This is a genomic window from Tenacibaculum finnmarkense, from assembly GCF_900239185.1.
GTDB classification, from domain to species: Bacteria; Bacteroidota; Bacteroidia; order Flavobacteriales; family Flavobacteriaceae; genus Polaribacter; species Polaribacter finnmarkensis.
On sequence record NZ_OENA01000097.1, the window covers coordinates 12,272 to 33,946 of the forward strand.

The window sequence follows — 21,675 nt, forward strand, 5'->3', positions numbered from 1 at the left end:
ACTGATACTTTAACAGGTGTCAGTTTTTTTTTGCTGAATTTTAACATATTATAAGGAATAAAATGTTGTAAATTACGTTCGTAATATAGAACATATAAACCCCCGTTAATATATAATAAACATGGCAAGAGCAATGTATGAGTACACCAAAACAGTACTAGAAAAGGTAAGTTTTAATACTGATTTATTTTGTAGAGAGCTAGAAAAAGCATTAAATAGATTATTACCTTACGAAATAAATGAATTAACCATCTGGTTAAAACAATATACTGTAAATAAGCCTAAATTATATCCTAGTTTGGCTTTAGTTAAATAATTAGTATAAAAAAAGAAGCTGTATGGCTTCTTTTTTTATTTTTCTACTGTTTTTTTTTACCTCTTAGCTTTTTTATTAGTTTGTGGTTAAATTTGTGTTCTGAAATTTGTAAAGCGAGTATTTTTTTGTAAGATAATATTTTAGAAACTTCAGATTGAAACAATGTTTTAATTTGATATTGTTCTTTTTTTATGGCATGTATTTTTTCTAAAATATCTTTAGATTCTTTTTCGGATAATTTTTCAAAACCTCCGCTATCTGGTATTCTTTTTTTTAAAATGAAGCGTTGTTCTCTATGTAAGGCAATTCTTTTTTTGTCATATTTATTATATACTGGCCAAAATCTTTGCGCTTCACTTTGGGTTAAATTTAATTTTTCAGTTAAATAAGCAATTTTATAAGCATGTATTTTATGCGATCCTCCTTTTCGGAATTGCGCTTGACTAGTAAAGCTAGTTAAGAAGGTTATTAATAGTAGGATTATAATTTTTTTCATTTTTATTGAATTTCATTAAAAAAAGAAGCGTTGTCAATAGTATTTAAATAGGCCTCTAAATTTTCTTTGTTTATTGAAGCGAATACATCTTCGTCAAAATCCTCAGCATCTAAAATTGTTGCTAATTCATCATTGCTACTAGTACCATATCCATTTTCGTACCAATAGGATATATCTGCTTGTGTTATATCATCAAAAGAATGTTTTTTATCAGTAGTAAGATGGTTTAAGCCTATAAAAAGTAATATTGAAGCAGCTACTGCAATAGGAATTAATTGTCGTATTTTTTTATAGAAAGAAATTGTTTTTATTTCTTTCGATGTTTTGATATTTAGTGTTGATAAAATATTTTCATCAACAGTATTAAAGTAGTTTTTAGGTGTTTTAAAACTATTTTTCTTAGAGAAATGAGCTGTTTGTATAGACGACAAAATAGTAGCTTCAATATTTTCAAAGTAATTTTCAGGAACAGAAAAATTTGTTTTCGATCCTGCTTTATTAGATATAAAATCTATTTTATTTTTTAATTCTTTATCCATCTCTACTTTAAGACTACCGTATTGTTAAAAGGTTTAATGACTGTTTTTAATAAATTTTTCAATTTTTTTTACAGCAATGTGGTAAGATGCTTTTAAAGCCCCTATTGATGTTCCTAGTATGTCGGAAATTTGGGCATACTTCATTTCATCAAAATACTTCATGTTAAAGACTAATTGTTGCTTTTGAGGTAGTGTGGCTATTGCTTTTTGTAATACGATGGCTATTTGATCTGGGGTAAACCAGTGGTCGCTATCTAAAGAAGAAACTAATTGTTGCTGATATTCAGAAATAGCAACATTTTTTTCTTTAGCTCTTTTATTGATAAAGCTAATAGATTCGTTCGTTGCTATTCTGTACATCCAGGAATACAGTTTACTTTCTTTTTTAAAAGCACCTATATTTTTAAAAATTTTAATAAAAGTATTCTGTAAAACATCATCAGCATCGGCATGAGAAATTACAATTTTTCGTATATGCCAATACAATCGCTCTTTGTAGAGCGATAGTAATTGTTTAAAAGCTGCATCCTTTGTGGTAGGATTTTGCAGCTTTTTTATAAGTGTAAGTTCGTCTGTGGTCAACTAAAATAATTTAGTTGTTAGACTTTAAAGATCGTAAAAGGTTTAAAACCTAACTAAGTTTTTAAACTCGTTTTCTAGAACAGCCAAACAAACGTTTGTCTTTAATGGTTTTAGAAACACCTTCAGGAAGCATTTTTTCCCAACCTTCTTCGTTGTTTTTAATCATTTTTAAAACTTTTCTAGAAAATATGTGTAAGCTATCTTCATCTAAGTTTTTAATATCTACAAAGCGTCCGTTGTGTTTAAAAAACTTGTACAATTCTTTCATTCGAGGATGTACTTTTAGGTTTTCAGTATTGATAAATTCACCTGTTTCTTGGTCTTTGTAAGGATAGGTATATATTTTTAAATCTCTGTAAAAAAGTTTACCAGAAGCCTCTAAAATTCCACCGCTAAGATTGCGATAATATTTTTCATCAAAAATTTGAACAAGACTTTGAACCCCCATTGTTAAGGCCATTCGTTCTTTGGTAAATTCACCAAAATAATCAACCAATTTAAAGTACTCTTGATAATTGGTAATCATTACATTTTGCCCAAGTGCACAAAGTAATTCGGCTCTGTCTAAGAAATCACGCTCATTAATTTCACCTTCTGAACGAAGATTACTAAGGGTAATTTCGAAAATAATTTGTGTTTTATCGGGGTTTACTTTTTTATCGGCTAAAAACAATTGTTTAGAGCGTTCAAACATATCCATATTTACCTTGGTAACAGGGCGGTAACTACCACGTAATGCTAAAATATTCTTTTTGTAAAGTACTTGAGCAGGCAATAAGTTGTTTCCATCAGGACCGAACATTACGGCATTTGTCATTCCGTTTTTAACCAATTGTAGGCTCATTAAACGATTATCAACATACATAAATCGAGGTCCTGAGAAATTAATCATGTCAATTTCTAAGCGATCGCTATCAATATTATCGTAAAAAGATTTTAATAATTCCTTTGGATTATCATTTAAATAATACGCTCCATATACTAAGTTAACCCCTAAAATTCCTAAAGTTTCTTGTTGCTGACGTGCATCGGTTTCTTTAAAACGCAGGTGTAAAATAATTTCGTTATAATCTTCTAACGGATCTAACTGAAAACGAATACCAACCCATCCGTGTCCTTTAAATTTTTTAGAAAAATTAATCGTTGCAACGGTATTTGCGTAGCTAAAAAATAATTTATCAGGATGTTTTTGACGATCAAGACGATCTTCAATTAAATCCATTTCATGTTTTAGCATTTTTTTTAATCGTTTTTCAGTTACATAACGATTATCATTTTCAATCCCATAAATAGCATCTGAAAAATCTTTATCATAAGCACTCATTGCTTTTGCAATAGTACCTGAAGCACCTCCAGCTCTAAAAAAATTACGAACAGTTTCTTGTCCTGCACCAATTTCAGCAAATGTCCCATAAATATGAGAATTTAAGTTAATTTTTAACGCTTTACTATTTGTGGTGGGTACGGTACTTATTTTTTTATCTCCTTTAAGTGTGATGGCCATTTTTCTAATTTTATGTTATCGCTACAAATGTACTTAAAATAGCAACTATCATATACTTTTTGTCTTATTTTTGTGTTAACAATGATGAAAAAAATGCAATTGAAAATTACTTTTTTAGGTACAGGAACATCTACAGGCGTTCCGATGATTAATAGTACGCATCCTGTGGCGTTGTCTAACGATTTTAGAGATAAGCGTTTGCGTTCTTCTATTGTTATTTCTTGGGATAAAATTAAGTATGTTATTGACTGTGGTCCTGATTTTAGGCAGCAGATGATACGTGAAAAAGTAAGCTCAATAAACGGGATTTTATTTACCCACGAACACGCCGATCACATTGCGGGTTTAGATGAAATACGCCCGTATTGTTTTCAAATGGGTGAAGTACCAATTTATGCAACCCAGCGAGTTTTAGGTGTTTTAAAGAAAAGATACGATTATATTTTTACTACAGAAAACCGATATCCGAGTGCACCAGCGGTTTTTAGCACTGTAATTTCGCATAAAAATAGTTTTATTCTTGATGGAGTTAAAGTTACACCAATAGAAGTAATGCACGGAAGATTGCCTATTTTAGGCTATCGTTTTAATAATATTGCGTATTTAACAGATATTAAAACTATTTCATCCGAAGAAAAAAAGAAACTGACTAATTTAGAGGTGTTAATTGTTACAGGATTACGAAAAGAACCGCATGCAACACATTTTAATTTAGAAGAATCCTTGGCTTTTATTGCCGAAATAAAACCTAAAAAGGCCTATTTAACACATATTAGCGAATTATTAGGTTTGCATGAAGAGGTTGAAAAAGAATTGCCCGAAAATGTTTTTTTAGCCTATGATGGTTTGAAAATTTAAATTCTCGTCATGCTGAATTTATTTCAGCATCGCATCAACAGGAGAATTACGGCAAATCAGGATGTGAAACTGAAATAGATTCCCTTTGACGGATTCGATTCCTTATTTTTCTGTTATATATTTTTTTCAGATGAAATTTAAACAGGCTCTAATATTTATTTTTCTAATATTCATATTGATTTAAAGTATCATAATTAATTTTATCTTTTAAAATAGCATCTTATTTTTACATCAAAATCAGATTAGAAAACACTTAAAAAATTACTTGAATGAAAATAATTATATCTCCAGCAAAGTCCTTAGATTTTGAAACAAAAGCTTCTACAAAATTATATTCTCAACCAAGGTTTTTAGAACAGTCAACAAAATTAAATAAGCAATTAAAAACACTTTCTCCACAAGATTTAAGTGATTTAATGAAAATTTCTGATGATTTATCAAACTTAAATTATCAACGAAACCAAGATTGGCAAACTCCTTTTAATTTAGACAATGCAAAACAGGCGATTTATTCTTTTACAGGAGCAGTTTTTAAAGGAATCGATGTAAATTCTTTATCCGAAGAAAAAATACCAACCTTACAAAACAATCTTAGAATTTTATCAGGATTATATGGTTTGTTAAAACCTTTAGATTTAATTCAACCGTATCGTTTGGAAATGGGAACAAAATTAAAAGTCGGCGAAACCGAAAACTTATATAAATTTTGGAATGATACCTTGGTAAATTCGTTAAATGATGAGTTAGAAGATGATGAATTATTAGTAAATTTAGCGAGTTTAGAATATTTTAAAGCCTTGCCAAAAAAACTTTTAAAAGTACCAATGATAACGCCTGTTTTTAAAGATTTTAAAAATGGAGAATATAAAACAGTAATGACTTATGCCAAAAAAGCAAGGGGTTTTATGGTGCGTTATATTATCGAAAATAATGTTAAAACTATAGAAGAATTAAAAGGTTTTAATATCGATAATTATGGTTTTTCACAAGAAATGTCAACTGAAACGGAATTATATTTTACTAGATAAATGATTAAAAAAAGCCTGAAATTAGCCATTTTATCAACAGTATTTGCGTTGATTGCCATTTATTTGTGTAATTTTTTAATAGAAAAACAAACAAAAAATAAACTGTATTCTAGCGTAACTGAAATTCCGAAGCGTAACGTGGGGCTTGTTTTGGGTACGTCAAAACATCTGTTAAATGGGCGTGTAAATTTATATTACAAGTATAGAATACGTGCGGCGGTATCGTTATATAAATCAGGAAAAATTACTTTTATTATTGTAAGTGGTGATAACAGCACCGAAAAATATGACGAGCCAACTACGTTTAAAAATGATTTGATAAAAGCGGGTATTCCTTCGGATAAAATATTCTTAGATTTTGCAGGTTTTCGAACTTTAGATTCTGTTGTAAGAGCGAAAGAAATATTCGGGCAAACCGATGTTATTATTATTTCTCAAAAATTTCATAATGAAAGAGCTATTTATTTGGCTAATCATTTTGGCGTTAAAGCAATCGGTTTTAATGCGAAAGATGTTTCTGGCAAATATGGGCTAAAAGTTCAATTAAGAGAATATTTAGCCCGAGTAAAAGTATTTGTTGATATTTTATTTAATGTTCAGCCTAAGTTTTTAGGGAAATCAATAGAAGTGAGGTAGGTTGGTTTTTATAACAAAATGATTAATTTCTTTTTAGATAGCTAATATCTAACCTGTTTTTACCTTTTTTATTTTCTGTATATTTAGTAGATACACATTCGTTACAAATAACTTCTTTTTCATTATTAAAATAATCAGTAACTGTTATTTTATTATTTTTGATGTGTTTCGCAATTGTTTTGAATCTTGTTTTATAAATAGCAGTATTTAAAAGTTTTTCTTTTAAAACGGCTTCGTTCTCATTCCCTAAAACATACATTTTTAATAAAAAGTTATTACAGCCGTTGATACTAAAAGCGTATTCAAAACCTTCTTCTTTGTAAAATTCTAATTTTAGTTGATTAAAAGCAGGATCTATATCATAATTGGTTTCATACTCTTCTTTAAAGATGCGTTTATTTTTCATTGCTGACATAGCACAATCAATATAATTCAGCGATATTATTTTACCAATTTTAAATCCAAGATGCGTATTTATATGATAAATAGGGAATTTATTAATTTTACTTTGATGGCTTGTACTTATTTTGATAATAGGTGTTTTGTTTTTAAATCCTTCAATATTATAGATGTAATTAGAGAAATCGCCAAAGCCAAAATACCCGATATAATCTATATTTTTTGGCGATTTTATTTGAACAATACCATAAGAAACCATAAATTCATTTCCACCGTCACTGGTATCCGTTATTTTTGCCCACATATCTTGTGTATCATCTTTATTAAAATCATTTAAACTTTCGTCATAGAGTTCTATATCTACAGTACCTAATGTAAAATTATGGTCTAAATTATAAATAATATAATATTTTCCAATAGAATAGCCCTTATATATAGAGAAAAGCTCTGTTAGATATTTTTCACGAAAACTATCTCTTATTTTTTCATTATCAGTTTTACAGGATTGAAATAAAAAGAAACTAAGGATTATAATGGTTATTTTTTCTTTCATGTTTTTTGAATAAACATTTGTTATGTTCTTTAGATGAATAAATTTAATAAATAAAATTTTTAAGTTCTGATATAAGAAAGTAAATTACTTTATTAAAAAACAAAAACCCTCTTTTTAAGAGGGTTTTTATAGTTTTTTTATAATGATGATTTTTTTAACAAGCTGCTAAACCAACCGTAATTGCTAAACCACCTTCAGAGGTTTCTTTATATTTTCTGTTCATATCTTTTGCGGTTTCCCACATTGTATCAATCACTTTATCCAAAGGAACTAACGATTCTTTAGGATTTGTTTCTAAGGCTAATTCTGCGGCATTAATTGCTTTAATTGCGCCCATAGCATTGCGTTCAATACAAGGTATTTGCACCAAACCTCCAATAGGATCGCAGGTTAAACCTAAATGATGTTCCATGGCTATTTCTGCGGCAACTAAGCATTGCCCAGGAGTTCCGCCTAAAAGCTCTGTAAGTGCTCCTGCAGCCATTGCCGATGAAACGCCAATTTCTGCCTGACAACCACCCATAGCTGCCGATATGGTTGCATTTTTCTTGAAAATACTTCCAATTTCACCAGCGACTAATAAGAATTTTTTGATGTGTTCAAAATCAGCATCATGATTTTCAATCACTAAATAATACATTAAAACAGCAGGAATTACACCTGCACTTCCATTTGTAGGAGCGGTTACAACCCTACCTAAAGCGGCATTTACTTCATTTACTGATAAAGCAAAACAGCTTACCCATTTTAATATTTCACGAAACTTAACTTCGGTGCTTCTAATAGCGGTAATCCATTGTTCTTCGTTGCTGTAAGTAGCGTCTTTAATTAATTTTTGATGCGTACCAAAAGCTCTACGTTTTACATTTAATCCGCCGGGTAAAATACCACCTGTATGACAACCGATATACATACATTCGAGCATGGTATCCCAAACACGTTTTAACTCTGTGTCAATTTCAGCAGGCGATTTTAAAACCAATTCATTCTGATACACAATTTCAGAAATATTTTTGCCTTCTTTTTCGCAATAATCTTCTAATTGTGTGGCTCTGTTTATAGGATATGGAAAGTTTACTTCGTTTATTTCGGTATCTTGAGTTACTTTTATTTCTTCTTGAATAACAAAACCACCCCCGATAGAATAATAGGTTTCTGTAGATATTTCTTTTCCTTTGCAAAAACCTCTAAAAATTAATCCATTAGAGTGAAAAGGCAAGAAATTTTGATTAAAAACTACATTTTCAATAGAAAAAACCAATTGTTTTTCGGCATTAAAATGTAAGCTTTTAGTTTCTTTTATTTTATTGATAATTGTTTCAATACTATCAACAGGAATGTATTCAGGATCGGTACCACTTAAACCTAGTAAAACGGCTAAATCAGTTGCATGACCTGTTCCTGTTAACGATAAAGAGCCGTATAGGTCTATTTTAATACCATCAATAGTATCAAAAACACGCTCTTTTTTTAATTTTTCAATCCATTGTTGGGCAGCTCTCCAAGGACCTAAAGTGTGTGAACTTGAAGGACCTACGCCAATTTTAAGCATATCAAAAACACTAATAAATTGAGACATAAATTTAATTTGTTTGTTGAGCGCTAAAATAGAAAAAGTCCTGTATTAAAATCAATACAGGACTTTTTTTTATGAAAAATGTGCATTTTGTATTTCGCTTACATTCCGTACACTGCTTCTTTGTTAAATTTCTTTGCTAATAAATAGTACACTACAGCTCTGTATTTCTTTCTTTCTGAGCGTCCTATTTGTTCCATAACTTGGTCAATAGCTTGGTCTAATTCAGCGGTATCTGCTAAACCTAACTTTTTTATTAAAAAGTTGTTTTTAACGGTTAGCAATTCTTTTGGGTCGGTACCTGATACTGTTTCGGCATCTGTTTTGTAAATTGAAGGACCTAATCCTTTAGTTACTGCTGTTAATAATTCAAGGTTTACAGACAGTTTTCTGTCGTCCATAAACTTTTTATACAATTCTACTTTTTCGTCAAATTTACTCATCTTTTTTCTTTTAATTATTTGTTAATCTAGGTGTTGTAGCATTAATGATTCCAAATATAGCTAAATAATTTGTTCTTTCAAATAAGAAAAATAGATATTGTATAGTTGTTATTTATTTTAATAAATTCGAATAATTTATTGTGATTTTGGTGTTTTTAAGGAGTAATTTATAATAATAGTATTATTTTGAGTGGTTAAAATAGGGTGTTTTTTAGCTTAAAAAAACAAGTTTATCATTTTTTAAGCATCCTTTGACAGTAAAAAGTCAAATTGACAGTAAAAATATAGGAACTTATTTTTTGTAGATAAACCAATTGTTATACGAAGGTAATAAAAACACGCTTGTTGTGGCTTAGCCCTGATTGCAGCAATTGTTTGAGCTCCTCGCAGAGAGCGAGTGCGTAAAGCAGGAAACAGCTCCTAATAAGTATTATTTTAACCCTAGCGCCTTGTATTGAATTGTTGTTAATTAAATTGTTGAAAACAAAAATAAAATAAAGTAATTAGGTATTATTATTGTAGTATATTTAGCTATAATCAAACAGGTAGCCTATGTCGATATTAAAATTTGAATCTATGTTGAAAACCAACGATGTCTATTTTTTTGATGCTGTTGAGTTTGAAACAATTATTGAACACTATTTAAATATAGCTAAAAATTCTTTAGCTAAAAAAGCGGTTGCCTTAGGTTTAGAACAGCATCCGTCATCAATTCAATTAAAATTGATGAAAGTAGAGCTTTTAGTTTTTGATAATGAACTAAAAGAAGCCACTCAATTACTGAAAAATATTGAAGCTGTTGAGCCTTATAACGATGAGGTTTTTATTCAAAAAGCATTAATTTTATCTAAAAAGGAATTGCATATTGAAGCGATTGCTGTCTTAAAAGAGTCCTTATCTTTTATAGAAGATCCAGCAGATATTTGGTCAATGTTAGGTATGGAGTATTTGTATTTAGACGATTATAAAAATGCCCGTTTAAATTTTGAAAAATGTGTAGCTTTTGATGCCGAAGATTTTTCGTCTTTATATAATATTGTGTATTGTTTTGATGTAGAAGAAAGGCATATTGAGGCGATACAATTTTTAAACACCTATATAGATAAAAACCCTTATTGTGAGGTGGCTTGGCATCAATTAGGTAGAAAATATGCCGAAATAGGCATGTATAGAGAGGCGCTTACGGCATTTGAATATTCGGTATTAATCGATGAAACTTTTATCGCTGGTTATTTAGAAATGGCAAAAACATTAGAAGATTTAAACCGCTATGAAGAGGCTATTAAAAACTATAAAATAACCTTAGAGTTAGACGATCCTACTGCTTTTTCATATATAAGAATAGGGGAGTGTTACGAAAAGTTAGAAAATGTTAATGCGGCAATTCATTTTTACAAAAAAGCCGTTGCTCAAGATCCATCGTTAGACAAAGCCTGGATATTATTAACAACTATTTGTTTTGAAGATCAGAATTATCAGAAAGCATTGTATTATGTGAAAAAAGCGATTAAAATAGATGAAATAAATCCTTTTTATTGGCGAATATATAGCGATATAAGCTTAAAATTAAATTTTTATGAAGAGGCTGTAAAAGGACTTTATACTTGCATTGAATTAGGTGACGATGAAATGGAAGTTTATACTGATTTGGCAGATATTTTATTGTTTTTAGGTGAATTTGATGAAGCCTTAAAAACGTTGATTAAAGCGAAAAAATTATATGAAGACTTTGCTGAAATTGAATATCGTTTGTGTGGTTTGTTTATGATTTTAGACAAGCAAGCCTATGGTTTAACACATTTAAAAAATGCGTTGGCGATTAATTTTGAATTGCACGATATTATAAATGAGTTGTATCCTACTGTTTTTGAGCATGAAAAAGTTCAAGAAATGGTTTCTGATTATAAAAAAGCCTTGAAATAATTATTTCAAGGCTTTTTTTTATTTCTTTGGATAAAAAAATCACCTAAAATAAGCTGAAAAACTTAGGAAATTCGCTTCCAAATTTTTAGTAAAATCCCTATACAAATTAAAGTTGTTACAGTTAATATTGATGCTAGTAATGTTTTGCCGTAAATCCAGTTTCCTGTAGCGAATAAAAAACTATAAACTCCGATTGTTCCCGTAATAAAACCGACAATTTTTATACCGATATTTTTAAATTTATCTTCGCCTTCAAAAATTAAACCCTCAAAATTATCAATTGTTTTTTTATCCGTAGGTTTTGTTAAAAGCGTTACTAAAATCCATCCGAAAGTAGTAATTACGACACCAATAATTAATTGCCAGTAGCCTGCGATTTCAAAAAATGGATTTTCTAATTTTCTGTTGATAAAAAAGAAAAGCGCAATTATAAATGATATTCCCATTGCAGCAATTTCACTGTACGGATTAATTCGGCTCCAAAACCATCTTAAAATAAATAATAAGCCTGTTCCTGCACCAATTTGCAATAATAAATCAAAAACATCTTTAGCCGATTGCAAATAAAATGAAAATAAGGCGGCACAAATCATTAATAAAGCGGTAGAAATTCGCCCAACAACAACTTTTTGTTTTTCCGAAGCTTCTTTATTGATAAAACGACTGTAAAAATCATTCACTATATACGAACTTCCCCAATTTAATTGGGTAGAAATCGTACTCATAAAAGCGGCTATTAAAGAAGTTAATACAATCCCTAGTAAACCTGCGGGTAAATAAGTCATCATAGCGGCATAACCAACATCATGCCCTTGCATTTCTTGGGATAAATTAGGAAATGCCTGATTCATGCTTTCTAAACTAGGGAAAATAATTAAAGATGCCAGCCCGACAATAATCCACGGCCAAGGACGCAAGGCATAATGTGCAAAATTGAAAAATAAAGTTGCCCAGGTAGCATTTTTTTCATCTTTAGCAGCAAGCATTCTTTGAGCGATATATCCGCCACCACCAGGCTCTGCTCCAGGATACCAAGTACTCCACCATTGCACGGCAAACGGAATGATAAACAAAGTAATTAACGATTCCGTATTTGAAAAATCAGGTAACATATTTAATTTCCCGCTTACATTTGGATGGCTTAATAAATTTGATAAACCATTTATTTCAGGCATATTTACAATATAAATCGTAGCCCAAACCGAACCAATCATGGCAAGTATAAATTGAACAAAATCGGTAAGTAAAACACCTTTTAATCCGCCTAAAGACGAATAAATAACCACAATAATAGACGAATAGATTAGCATTTCACTTTGTGATATTCCTAATAAAATATTTGCGATTTTAGCCCCTGCCAAGCAAACTCCAGCCATGGTAATAATATTAAAAATTACGCCCAAATAAATAGCTCTAAATCCTCTTAAAAAACCAGCCATTTTACCCGAATACCGCAATTCATAAAATTCTAAATCAGTAGTAATTCCTGATTTTCGCCATAATTTCGCATAAAAAAATACGGTTAGCATTCCTGTGAGCAGCATTGCCCACCAAACCCAGTTTCCTGAAACACCATTTTTACGCACCAATTCGGTTACTAAACCTGGTGTATCGGCGGCAAAAGTGGTAGCAACCATCGAAACTCCTAAAAGCCACCAAGGCATATTTCTACCTGATAAAAAAAAATCAGCACTACTTTTTCCTGCCGATTTTGATGCCCAAACACCAATAAGTAATGAAATGAGAAAAAATCCTATAATAATTGCGTAATCAAGCGTCGTTAATGTCATCTAGTTTTATTTAAAGGGCTAAATGTAGTTAAATAATATGATACGTTAAATTTCTGCTAAACCCTAAAAAATGATTTTATCTTTTGATAAAAAACCACTTAAAAAGAGTAAATTTGATATTCACTTTATTTTATGATGAAAATAAAAAAAATAGCAGTCATGACCTCTGGAGGAGATTCCCCAGGAATGAACGCAGCAATTAGGTCGGTAGTAAGAACATGTGCTTATTATCAGACTCAATGTATGGGTGTTTATAGAGGATATCAAGGTTTAATAGAAGGCGATTTAGTTTCTTTTACAGCTCGAAGTGTTAATAATATTATCAATAAAGGGGGCACTATATTAAAAACGGCGCGTTCTGATGATTTTAGAACCAAAGAAGGGCGGAAAAAAGCACACGAAAAATTACTAGAAAATAAGGTTGATGCTTTAATTGTTATCGGTGGCGATGGCTCTTTTACAGGTGCGGTTCTTTTTGGCAAGGAATTTGATTTTCCTGTTATCGGAATTCCAGGAACGATTGATAATGATATTTACGGAACATCCCACACTATTGGTTACGATACGGCTTTAAATACGGTTGTTGAAGCGATTGATAAAATTAGAGATACGGCATCATCGCATAATCGATTGTTTTTTGTTGAGGTGATGGGGAGAGATGCGGGGTTTATCGCCTTAAATGCAGGGGTTGGTGCAGGAGCTGAAGAAATTTTAATTCCTGAAGAAAATTTAGGATTAGAGCGTATGTTAGCATCTTTAAAGAAAAGTAGTAAAAGTGGTAAATCATCAAGTATTGTAGTGGTTTCCGAAGGAGATAAAACAGGTAAAAATGTATTTGAATTAGCCGATTATGTTGAAAAAAACATGACAGCATATGAAGTTCGAGTATCTGTTTTAGGACATTTGCAAAGAGGTGGCGTTCCTAGTTGTTTTGACCGAGTTTTAGCGAGCAGATTAGGTGTAAAAGCGGTTGAATTATTACTTGACGGAAAAACCAATTTAATGGTTGGGCTTCAGAATAATAAGGTAGCAACAACTACTTTAGAAAAAGCAATAAAAGGAAATAATAGTATAAATATGGAACTTTTAAGAGTTTCTGATATTATGACCACATAATTTAAAATAAGAATATTAAATAGTTAACATAATGATAAAAATAGGAATTAACGGGTTTGGTAGAATAGGAAGGTTAGCATTTCGTACTGCCATGAAAAGAGAAAATATACAAGTTGTTGCGATCAATGATTTGTTAGATGTGGAGTATTTAGCCTATTTATTAAAATATGATTCTGTACACGGTCGTTTTGATGGTGATATTGAAATAAAAGAAGGAAATTTAATTGTAAACGGACAAGAAATAAGAATTTCTTCGGATAAAAACCCTGAAAATTTAAAATGGGATGCTGTACAGGCAGATTATATTTTAGAAGCAACAGGTTTATTTACTGATGAAGAAAAAGCAGCTTTACATATAAAAGGCGGTGCTAAAAAAGTAATTATTTCAGCGCCATCAAAAGATGCCAATATGTATGTGATGGGGGTAAACCATCAAGATTTAAAAGCCGATGAGGTGGTTTTTTCAAACGCTTCTTGTACTACAAATTGTTTGGCACCTGTAGTAAAGGTAATTAATGATGCTTACGGCTTAACCGAAGGTATAATGACTACGGTTCATGCGGCAACGGCTACACAAAATGCTGTTGATGGTTTTAATAAAAAATGGCGTAGAGGACGTTCGGCAATGAATAATATTATTCCAACCTCTACCGGAGCGGCAAAAGCGTTGGTAAAAGTGATTCCTGAAATGCAAGGGAAAGTAACGGCAATGGCAGTTCGAGTACCTACGGCAGATGTTTCTTTAATCGATTTGACTTTTAAAACTCAAAAGGCAACTTCGTTAAAAGAAATTATGGAAACTTTTAAAAAGGCTTCTCAAAATGAATTTAAAGGAATTATAGGTTATACTGAAGATGCGGTTGTTTCTCAAGATTTTGTTTCAGAAACACATACATCGGTAATTGACGCAGCAGCAAGTTTAGAACTGAACGAACACTTTTTTAAGGTAATTTCTTGGTACGATAACGAATATGGTTACGCTACAAAAATTGTAGATTTAATAGAATATTCAGCTTCTTTATCAATGTTTAAAAGCTGAAATTTAGAATTAAAAATCCCCGCTATTAGCGGGGGTTTTTTGATTATTTTAGTATGGTTATTTAACGGCAATCATGCTAATTTCTACATTTACAAATTTCGGTAAATTTGCTACCTCTACAGTTTCTCTTGCAGGTGCAGTTGCTTCATCAAAATATTGGGCGTAAACGCTGTTTATTTTAGCAAAGTTATTCATATCAGAAATAAAAATAGATGCTTTTACTACGTTTTCAAAAGTCATTTCAGCAGCGACTAAAACTTCTTTCATATTTTCCATTACTTGTTTTGTTTCAATTTCGATGGTGTCCATTACTAATTCACCATTTTCAGGATTAAAAGCAATCTGTCCTGAGGTATATAAGGTGTTTCCGCTTAAAATAGCTTGGTTATAAGGACCAATAGGTGCAGGAGCTTTTGAGGTAGTGATAATTTTTTTCATAGTATATTTTATCTTTTGATGTATTAAAAGTGTGTGTTATTTTCGATTAAAATAAGGCTCTATCTGGCGGTTTATTTTTATCCCATTTCAAATCGCTTAATACTGCTGATTTTACACCGATAAAGAAATTGTAAGAAGTTCTTGGTCCGAAGGGTGTCCAACCAAAATTTAAACGCCAACTGTCTAAATCTCTAGAAAAATTTAAATTGGTATAAGAAAATCCATTGTTTTTAATATCGTAACCAGAATTGAAACCAACGCCCCATTTGGGTGATAATTCTATGTTTCCGCTAAATCGTAAAGTGTTTATATTAATGCCACTTTTAAGCCCATCATTACCATAGTTCATGGTGTAAATTAAGTTTAATGTCCATGGTATTTTATGATGGTACAATACCGTTTCTGCTACGTCTTTATTTTTGTTTTTTGATGTGTTAGAAAAATCATTGGCATTTTGAGATGTTTGCCCAAATAAGTCAGGAGTGTCTTGCGCACCATTTCCATTATTTTTATTAGGATTCTTTTCACCTTCTTTATTCTTGCTAAAATCTTTGCTTGACAATGAATAGTTTGCTGTTAATCCTATTTGTTTTACTCTAAATAAATTCGCGTTAAATTTATCTATTTGCTTCCCGTTTTTATCTATTTGATATGGGTCTAAAGACATATTGGTATTTAAGGCTAACTTGTCTTTAAATAATCGTGTGCTTGCGTTTACAGAAACATCACTCCAACGAATACTATCTTTAGTAATGTCATATCTGGTAGAAAAATCTAAGTTATTTAAAAGCATTATTTTCTGATCATCGGCATCGCTATCAGGGTCTTTTGGTGCAACTTTAGCTTCTAAAACATTGTTTACCGAAATACCAATTGCATTTGAGGTTCCATTTGCAGGTTTACCATATATTCCTCCTTCGAAAGGCGAATAAGTAAGTAGGTCAGTAGGGTCTGAGCTTTGCTGTACTTGTAGGTCGTAATTCTTAGCCAAATTAGGCGTATATCCGTAAGAAATAGATGGTCTAATAGTATGACGAATGGCTTTTAAACGCCCTTTTTTAAAGTTAAAAGTACCATAAATATTGGTTGATAATGATGCGCCAAAATTATAATTATGATATCGATTAAAACCACTAATAGTATCGTTTACAACTGCGCCTAAATTTTTACTAGCATTAATCTTTTTAGGGTCGTATCGTTTATGAATTTTATCAAAATACCAAACATCTTTATAGCTTGCATTAGGCGATAAAGTAAAGTACTTAAAGGCTTTTAAACTAGTACTAGTGCTTAAACTATGTTGAACTCCTGACTTAGCTGTTTTAAACATTTTAGGAGTAAAAAATTCATCATCAGTAGTATTTATTTCATAACGCCCTTGCATATTATAATTAAATCCCATTTTTTGAATGGCATTGTTTTTAGCACCATCTTTCCCTGTAAACGGATAAAGTGGTTCTGAATTTACCTGCAAAGAAGGTAGTGTCATGGTTATTTTTTCGGTATTCGTATTTTGACCATGTTGCAAGGTTAAACTCATATTAAAAGGAGTACCAACAAACTTTTTATAGTAAGATATAGAAGAGTTTAAACTGTTGTCTATTGCCCGAGCATTATTTGCTTGATTTTGTGATTCTAAGAAAAAACGACTGCTTCCTAAATTAACCGCTGCTGAAAATTTAGAGTTTGGGCTTGCTTTTGAATCTTGATTATGACTCCAATTAATATTGAAACTAGACCTTTTATTATAGTTTGATAAACCTCTGATTCCTTGAATTTTGTTTTGAAATTGAAAATTAAAATTCCCGCTAAATTTATAGCGTACATAATAACTAGATTCTACTTGTAAGCCCCAACTTCCATTGGTATATAAATCACCTAAAACAGTTAAATCAAAATAATCGCTTAAGGCAAAGTAATATCCACCATTTTGCATAAAAAAACCTTGACTGTTGTTTTCTCCCCAAGAAGGGATGATAAAACCAGAGGTTCTTTTATCAGTTAAAGGAAAATAGGCAAATGGCAAAACTAAGGGTGTTGGTACGTCTGCCAATACTAAATGACTAGCGCCTATAATTATTTTTTTACCAGGAACAAGTTTTGCTTTACTGGTTTGTATATAATAATCGGGACGTTTCTTTTTAGAGGTTGTAAAACGCATTTTACGCATGTAAATAGTAGAATCGTTTACTCGTTTTGTTTTTTCGGCATAGGTTATAATTCCATCTTGAACCGTTTTTACACCGTAAATAAGGGCTTTTTTTGTCTTGAAATTAAATAAAATAGAATCTTGTTCCGATTCTTGTGCTCCTTGTTTAAAAACTGGTTTTTGATGATAACCTAAACTGTCTTTTATTCCTTTGGCATATACGGTATTGTTTTTATAATCTAAAACAATAATTCCTGCTTTTAAATCAATATCAGTATAGGTTACTTGCGCTTTGTTGTATAAGGTTACTGTTTTATTTTTTGCATTTTGAATGGTGTAATCTTCTGCATTGTGAGTAATAATTCCATCAATAACCTCTTTTGGTTTAATAGAGTCGTTTGCAATGCTGTCTTTTTTAAAGTTTAAAAGTTGCTCTTTTTTTAAATCAATTAGGCTATCTTTTGATTGATTTATTATTGTCTTTTTTTTCGTTTTCTTAGAGGTAATCCTTGAGTTACCAATGTCTTGAGCTGCGCTAATTTGATAACAAAAAAGGCAGAAAACTAAAAGTATGTAAGTTAGATTTGTTCGCAATGTTATAAATGCTATTTTTGTGTTATATTTAAAAGCTTTGGCGTGCTATTTGTATGCCAAAATACAAAAACCAAAAATAGTTAAATTTTATTGATGCAATTCTTAAAATTACGTAAATATAATCACTTGAAAAATAATTTTTTATTTTTAATCTTCATTTTTTGTTTTTTGTGGGTTTCACAGGGTGTTTTTGCCCAAAAAAAATACACTATTGTTTTAGATGCTGGTCATGGGGGAAAGGACGCTGGTGCTTCGAGAGGTGCATATATCGAAAAAAAAATAGCCTTAAAATTAGTTCTGAAAATAGGGGCTATTTTAAAAAAAGACCCAAGTATTAATGTTCGTTATACCCGAACGAAAGATGTTTTTATAGAGCTTCATAAACGCGCTAGTATTGCTAATAAGAAAAATGCGGATCTATTTGTATCGATACATTGTAATTCTAATAAATCAGTAAAACCACATGGTTCAGAAACCTATGTGCTTGGTTTAAAAGGGAATGATGAGAATTTTGAAATTGTAAAAAAAGAAAATGCTGTAATTTTATTAGAAGATAATTATAGGAAAAATTATGATTACGATCCTAATTCGCCTGAGTCTTTAATTGGATTATCTGTTTTACAGGAAGAAAACTTAGATGCAAGTTTGGCGTTGGCTAGTTTTGTGCAAACCAATTTTAAAAGCATCAAAAGATATGACCGAAAAGTAAAGCAGGCTAATTTTTTAGTACTGCGTGAAACCGCTATGCCAAGTGTTTTAATTGAGTTAGGTTTTTTATCAAACAAAACAGAAGGACGGTTTTTAAATTCAAAGTACGGGCAGTTAAAAATGGCAAAATCAATTGCTACTGCTATTAAAAAATATGTAAAAAGGTTAAAATTAAACACTGTTAATCAAGATGTAGTAGCGGTTTCTAAGCCTAAAAAAACCGTTGTTATTAGAAAAAAGAAAGCTGTTAAAAGAAAAAAACAAGCAGTTCGTAAAAAAAAGATACTCTTTAAAGTACAAATAGCAGCGTCTAAAAAACGATTAAATAAGCGAAATTTTAATTTTAGAGGCTTAAAAAACATAGAATCAAAATATATTAGCGGTTATTATAAATATTACTACGGAAGTTCGACGCGTTTATCTAAAGCAAATAGCAGCCTGATTAAGGTAAGAAAGGCAGGGTATAAAGATGCCTGGGTGGTTGCTTTTAAAAATGGTAAAAGAATATCGGTTAAACAAGCGTTAAAAAACCGTTGATTTAGCAGAAATCAATATTTCTACTCCCGAAAATTATTAGTATTTTCGTGCTATAATTTTTATATATGTCAAAAGAACTTAAAACTGGTATTGTTGCTGTTGTTATTATCGTATTATTTATTTGGGGCTATAATTTTTTAAAAGGAGAAAATTTATTTAGCGGTAGTCGCAGGCAGTTTTTTGTGGAGTATAAAAATATTAACGGGCTTAACAAGGCAAGTTTAGTAACCATAAACGGCTTAAAAGTTGGTAAAATTGATGATATTTCGTTTAATACAACCCCTGAAAAACAAGGTGTTTTATTAGTAGAGATATCTTTAGATAGCGATTTTGAATTTTCTAAAAATAGTATTGCTCGAATTTACTCAGCAAGCTTAATGGGTGGGCAAAATTTAGCAATAGTACCAAAATATGATGGCGGACTTGCTGTTTCTGGTGATTATTTAAAAGGAGAGGTAGAATCGGATCTTTTTTCATCTGTAGGTGAAAAATTAAACCCTATTCAGTCAAATTTACAAAACGTACTTATAGGCGCTGATTCATTATTAGTAGGAATGAATACTGTGCTAGATCAAAAATCACGTACAAGTTTAAATAGCAGTATTCGTGGTTTAGAAGGAACAATAACAGGTATTCAAAAAACATTAAAATCAGTAAATAATTTATTGGTTGATAATAAAGAAAACCTAACAGCAACGCTTACAAATACTAAAAAAATTACGGATAACTTCTCAAAATTATCAGATGATTTAGCCAACTCTAATTTAGGTGCAACCGTTAAAAAACTAGAAACAACCCTAGGAAATGTAAACGGTTTATTAGCAAATATGAAAGCGGGTAATGGAACTTTAGGAAAGTTAATGACTGATGATAAAATGTACACTAATTTAACCAATGCTTCTAAAGAAATGGAAGAACTATTGCGAGAAATGAAGTTAAATCCCAAAAGATTTGTTCATATATCATTATTTGGTAAAAAAGCAATACCTTATAATAAAGAAGCAAATAGCAAAAACATAAGCTCTAAATAAGCTTATAAATACAAACCCTTTACAAACTTAAATAAATATAGAACGATGGAGAAATATTTATCAAACATTATTTTTGCAGCAATTTTAATTACAGGTATTGGATACTTTGTAATGAATGTTCGCAAGCTGATAAGAAATATCAAATTAGGAAAAGACATTGATCGGTCTGACAGGAAGCCTGAGCGTTTCAAAAATATGGCAAAAATAGCCTTAGGACAATACCGAATGGTTCGTCGTCCGCTTTCAGGAATTTTACATATTGTAGTGTATGTAGGATTTATTTTGATTAATATCGAAATGCTAGAAATTGTAATTGATGGGTTATTAGGAACACACCGTGTTTTTCAACCTATTTTAGGTGATGCCATTTACGGATTTTTAATCGGTAATTTTGAGATTTTAGCTGCCTTAGTTTTTGTAGCAGTTACTATTTTTTGGCTGCGTAGAAATATCCAAAGAGTAAAACGTTTCTGGAGTAAAGAAATGACAGGTTGGCCAAAAAACGATGGGAATATTATTCTATATTTTGAAATGGTATTAATGTCATTATTCTTAATTATGAATGCTACGGATATTCCTTTTCAAGAAGCAGGAACAGGAAATGTAGTTTCTCAATTTATAGCGCCTTTATTTAATGGTTTTTCAGCAGAAACACTACATATTATTGAAAAATCAGCTTGGTGGGTGCATATTATAGGAATTTTAATTTTCTTAAATTATTTATATTATTCAAAGCATTTACATATTTTATTAGCATTTCCAAACACCTTTTTTGCCAATTTAAAACCAAAAGGACAATTTACAAATGTTGCCTCGGTTACTAAAGAAGTAAAAATGATGATGGACCCCGATGCTGATCCGTATGCTATGCCCGAAGAAGGAGCAGAAGAAGAAGTTCCTGAGAAATTTGGAGCCTCCGATGTTACCGATTTAAACTGGGTACAATTAATGAACGCTTATACCTGTACCGAGTGTGGACGTTGTACCTCGTCATGCCCGGCAAGTTTAACAGGAAAAGAATTATCGCCACGTGCTATTATGATGAAAACACGTGATCGTTTAGAAGAGGTTGGTAAAAATATTGATGCAAACGACGGTGTTTTTAAAGACGATGGAAAGCAATTATTAAACGATTATATTTCTCCGGAAGAATTATGGGCGTGTACAAGTTGTAATGCTTGTGTGCAAGAATGCCCGATAGATATTGATCCTTTATCTATTATTTTAGAAATGCGTCGTTATTTGGTGATGGAAGAATCAGCAGCACCACAAGAATTAAATTCAATGATGGCAAATATTGAAAATAACGGAGCGCCTTGGCAGTATAGCCAGCAAGATAGATTAAACTGGAAAGACGAAGAATAAACATTTTTTAATTAACAATTATACGTGCTGAATTGTATTAATTCAAAACCTATAA

General features: G+C 31.0%; 20 protein-coding genes. 10 read left to right on the top strand and 10 right to left on the bottom strand.

The window, feature by feature from the left end:
- The first annotated feature begins 121 nt into the window (after positions 1–121).
- Positions 122–316, top strand: coding sequence for a hypothetical protein (locus AQ1689_RS11110; protein ID WP_058884637.1), 195 nt, complete (start codon positions 122–124; stop codon positions 314–316).
- Between the two features lie 43 nt (positions 317–359).
- On the opposite strand, the gene AQ1689_RS11115 is transcribed toward AQ1689_RS11110, so the two are convergent.
- The 4 genes from AQ1689_RS11115 to AQ1689_RS11130 form a co-directional block, all read right to left on the bottom strand.
- Entirely contained in the window at positions 360–812 is a 453-nt protein-coding gene (locus AQ1689_RS11115) for a sensor of ECF-type sigma factor (RefSeq protein WP_101956129.1), read from the bottom strand.
- Between the two features lie 2 nt (positions 813–814).
- Positions 815–1,351 (bottom strand): hypothetical protein, encoded by a 537-nt coding sequence (locus tag AQ1689_RS11120; protein WP_101956130.1) that lies wholly within the window; start codon positions 1,349–1,351, stop codon positions 815–817.
- A 33-nt stretch (positions 1,352–1,384) separates the two neighbouring features.
- Positions 1,385–1,933, bottom strand: a complete 549-nt coding sequence (locus tag AQ1689_RS11125) for an RNA polymerase sigma factor (protein ID WP_101915013.1) — start codon at positions 1,931–1,933, stop codon at positions 1,385–1,387.
- A 61-nt stretch (positions 1,934–1,994) separates the two neighbouring features.
- Positions 1,995–3,437 carry a nicotinate-nucleotide adenylyltransferase gene (locus AQ1689_RS11130; RefSeq protein WP_101956131.1) on the bottom strand — a complete coding sequence of 481 codons (1,443 nt, stop codon included), beginning with the start codon at positions 3,435–3,437 and terminating at the stop codon, positions 1,995–1,997.
- A gap of 99 nt (positions 3,438–3,536) precedes the next feature.
- Between AQ1689_RS11130 and AQ1689_RS11135 the strand changes: the two genes are divergently transcribed.
- The 3 genes from AQ1689_RS11135 (at position 3,537) to AQ1689_RS11145 (ending at position 5,959) form a co-directional block, all read left to right on the top strand.
- Positions 3,537–4,295: an MBL fold metallo-hydrolase gene (locus AQ1689_RS11135; RefSeq protein WP_232113303.1), complete on the top strand. Its 759-nt coding sequence runs from the start codon at positions 3,537–3,539 to the stop codon at positions 4,293–4,295.
- Between the two features lie 269 nt (positions 4,296–4,564).
- Positions 4,565–5,323, top strand: coding sequence for a peroxide stress protein YaaA (yaaA, locus tag AQ1689_RS11140; protein ID WP_101956132.1), 759 nt, complete (start codon positions 4,565–4,567; stop codon positions 5,321–5,323).
- Positions 5,324–5,959: a SanA/YdcF family protein gene (locus tag AQ1689_RS11145; protein ID WP_101956133.1), complete on the top strand. Its 636-nt coding sequence runs from the start codon at positions 5,324–5,326 to the stop codon at positions 5,957–5,959.
- A 22-nt stretch (positions 5,960–5,981) separates the two neighbouring features.
- Here the strand turns inward: AQ1689_RS11145 and AQ1689_RS11150 are convergent, their stop codons facing one another.
- The 3 genes from AQ1689_RS11150 to AQ1689_RS11160 form a co-directional block, all read right to left on the bottom strand.
- Complete coding sequence (locus AQ1689_RS11150; protein WP_101956134.1) at positions 5,982–6,911, bottom strand: hypothetical protein; 930 nt, start codon at positions 6,909–6,911, stop codon at positions 5,982–5,984.
- A 154-nt stretch (positions 6,912–7,065) separates the two neighbouring features.
- Entirely contained in the window at positions 7,066–8,490 is a 1,425-nt protein-coding gene (locus AQ1689_RS11155) for an L-serine ammonia-lyase (protein ID WP_101956135.1), read from the bottom strand.
- Positions 8,491–8,588: 98 nt separating this feature from the next.
- Entirely contained in the window at positions 8,589–8,930 is a 342-nt protein-coding gene (locus AQ1689_RS11160; protein WP_101915019.1) for a DUF2853 family protein, read from the bottom strand.
- Between the two features lie 576 nt (positions 8,931–9,506).
- On the opposite strand from AQ1689_RS11160, the gene AQ1689_RS11165 reads away from it, so the two are divergent.
- Entirely contained in the window at positions 9,507–10,853 is a 1,347-nt protein-coding gene (locus AQ1689_RS11165; protein ID WP_232122563.1) for a tetratricopeptide repeat protein, read from the top strand.
- Positions 10,854–10,915: 62 nt separating this feature from the next.
- Here AQ1689_RS11165 and AQ1689_RS11170 read toward each other — a convergent pair whose 3' ends face one another.
- The gene (locus tag AQ1689_RS11170) at positions 10,916–12,643 is read right to left on the bottom strand and encodes a sodium:solute symporter family protein (RefSeq protein WP_101956136.1); all 1,728 of its coding nucleotides are present in this window, start codon (positions 12,641–12,643) and stop codon (positions 10,916–10,918) included.
- 132 nt (positions 12,644–12,775) lie between these two features.
- On the opposite strand from AQ1689_RS11170, the gene pfkA reads away from it, so the two are divergent.
- On the top strand, positions 12,776–13,759 hold the full coding sequence (gene pfkA / locus AQ1689_RS11175) for a 6-phosphofructokinase (protein WP_101956137.1): 984 nt from the start codon (positions 12,776–12,778) through the stop codon (positions 13,757–13,759).
- A 31-nt stretch (positions 13,760–13,790) separates the two neighbouring features.
- Positions 13,791–14,798, top strand: a complete 1,008-nt coding sequence (gene gap / locus AQ1689_RS11180; RefSeq protein ID WP_101956138.1) for a type I glyceraldehyde-3-phosphate dehydrogenase — start codon at positions 13,791–13,793, stop codon at positions 14,796–14,798.
- Positions 14,799–14,855: 57 nt separating this feature from the next.
- On the opposite strand, the gene AQ1689_RS11185 is transcribed toward gap, so the two are convergent.
- Positions 14,856–15,236, bottom strand: a complete 381-nt coding sequence (locus AQ1689_RS11185) for a Rid family detoxifying hydrolase (protein WP_101956139.1) — start codon at positions 15,234–15,236, stop codon at positions 14,856–14,858.
- A 46-nt stretch (positions 15,237–15,282) separates the two neighbouring features.
- Positions 15,283–17,979: a putative LPS assembly protein LptD gene (locus tag AQ1689_RS11190; RefSeq protein ID WP_180947585.1), complete on the bottom strand. Its 2,697-nt coding sequence runs from the start codon at positions 17,977–17,979 to the stop codon at positions 15,283–15,285.
- Positions 17,980–18,147: 168 nt separating this feature from the next.
- Here AQ1689_RS11190 and AQ1689_RS11195 point away from each other — a divergent pair, with 168 nt between their 5' ends.
- The 3 genes from AQ1689_RS11195 to AQ1689_RS11205 all read left to right on the top strand — a co-directional run bounded on the left by AQ1689_RS11195 (position 18,148) and on the right by AQ1689_RS11205 (position 21,620).
- Positions 18,148–19,224, top strand: coding sequence for an N-acetylmuramoyl-L-alanine amidase family protein (locus AQ1689_RS11195; RefSeq protein ID WP_232122564.1), 1,077 nt, complete (start codon positions 18,148–18,150; stop codon positions 19,222–19,224).
- 65 nt (positions 19,225–19,289) lie between these two features.
- A complete protein-coding gene (locus tag AQ1689_RS11200; RefSeq protein WP_101915024.1) occupies positions 19,290–20,255 on the top strand; it encodes an MlaD family protein in 966 nt (321 codons plus the stop codon).
- A 45-nt stretch (positions 20,256–20,300) separates the two neighbouring features.
- Positions 20,301–21,620: a (Fe-S)-binding protein gene (locus tag AQ1689_RS11205; RefSeq protein WP_232122565.1), complete on the top strand. Its 1,320-nt coding sequence runs from the start codon at positions 20,301–20,303 to the stop codon at positions 21,618–21,620.
- Positions 21,621–21,675 lie beyond the last annotated feature (55 nt).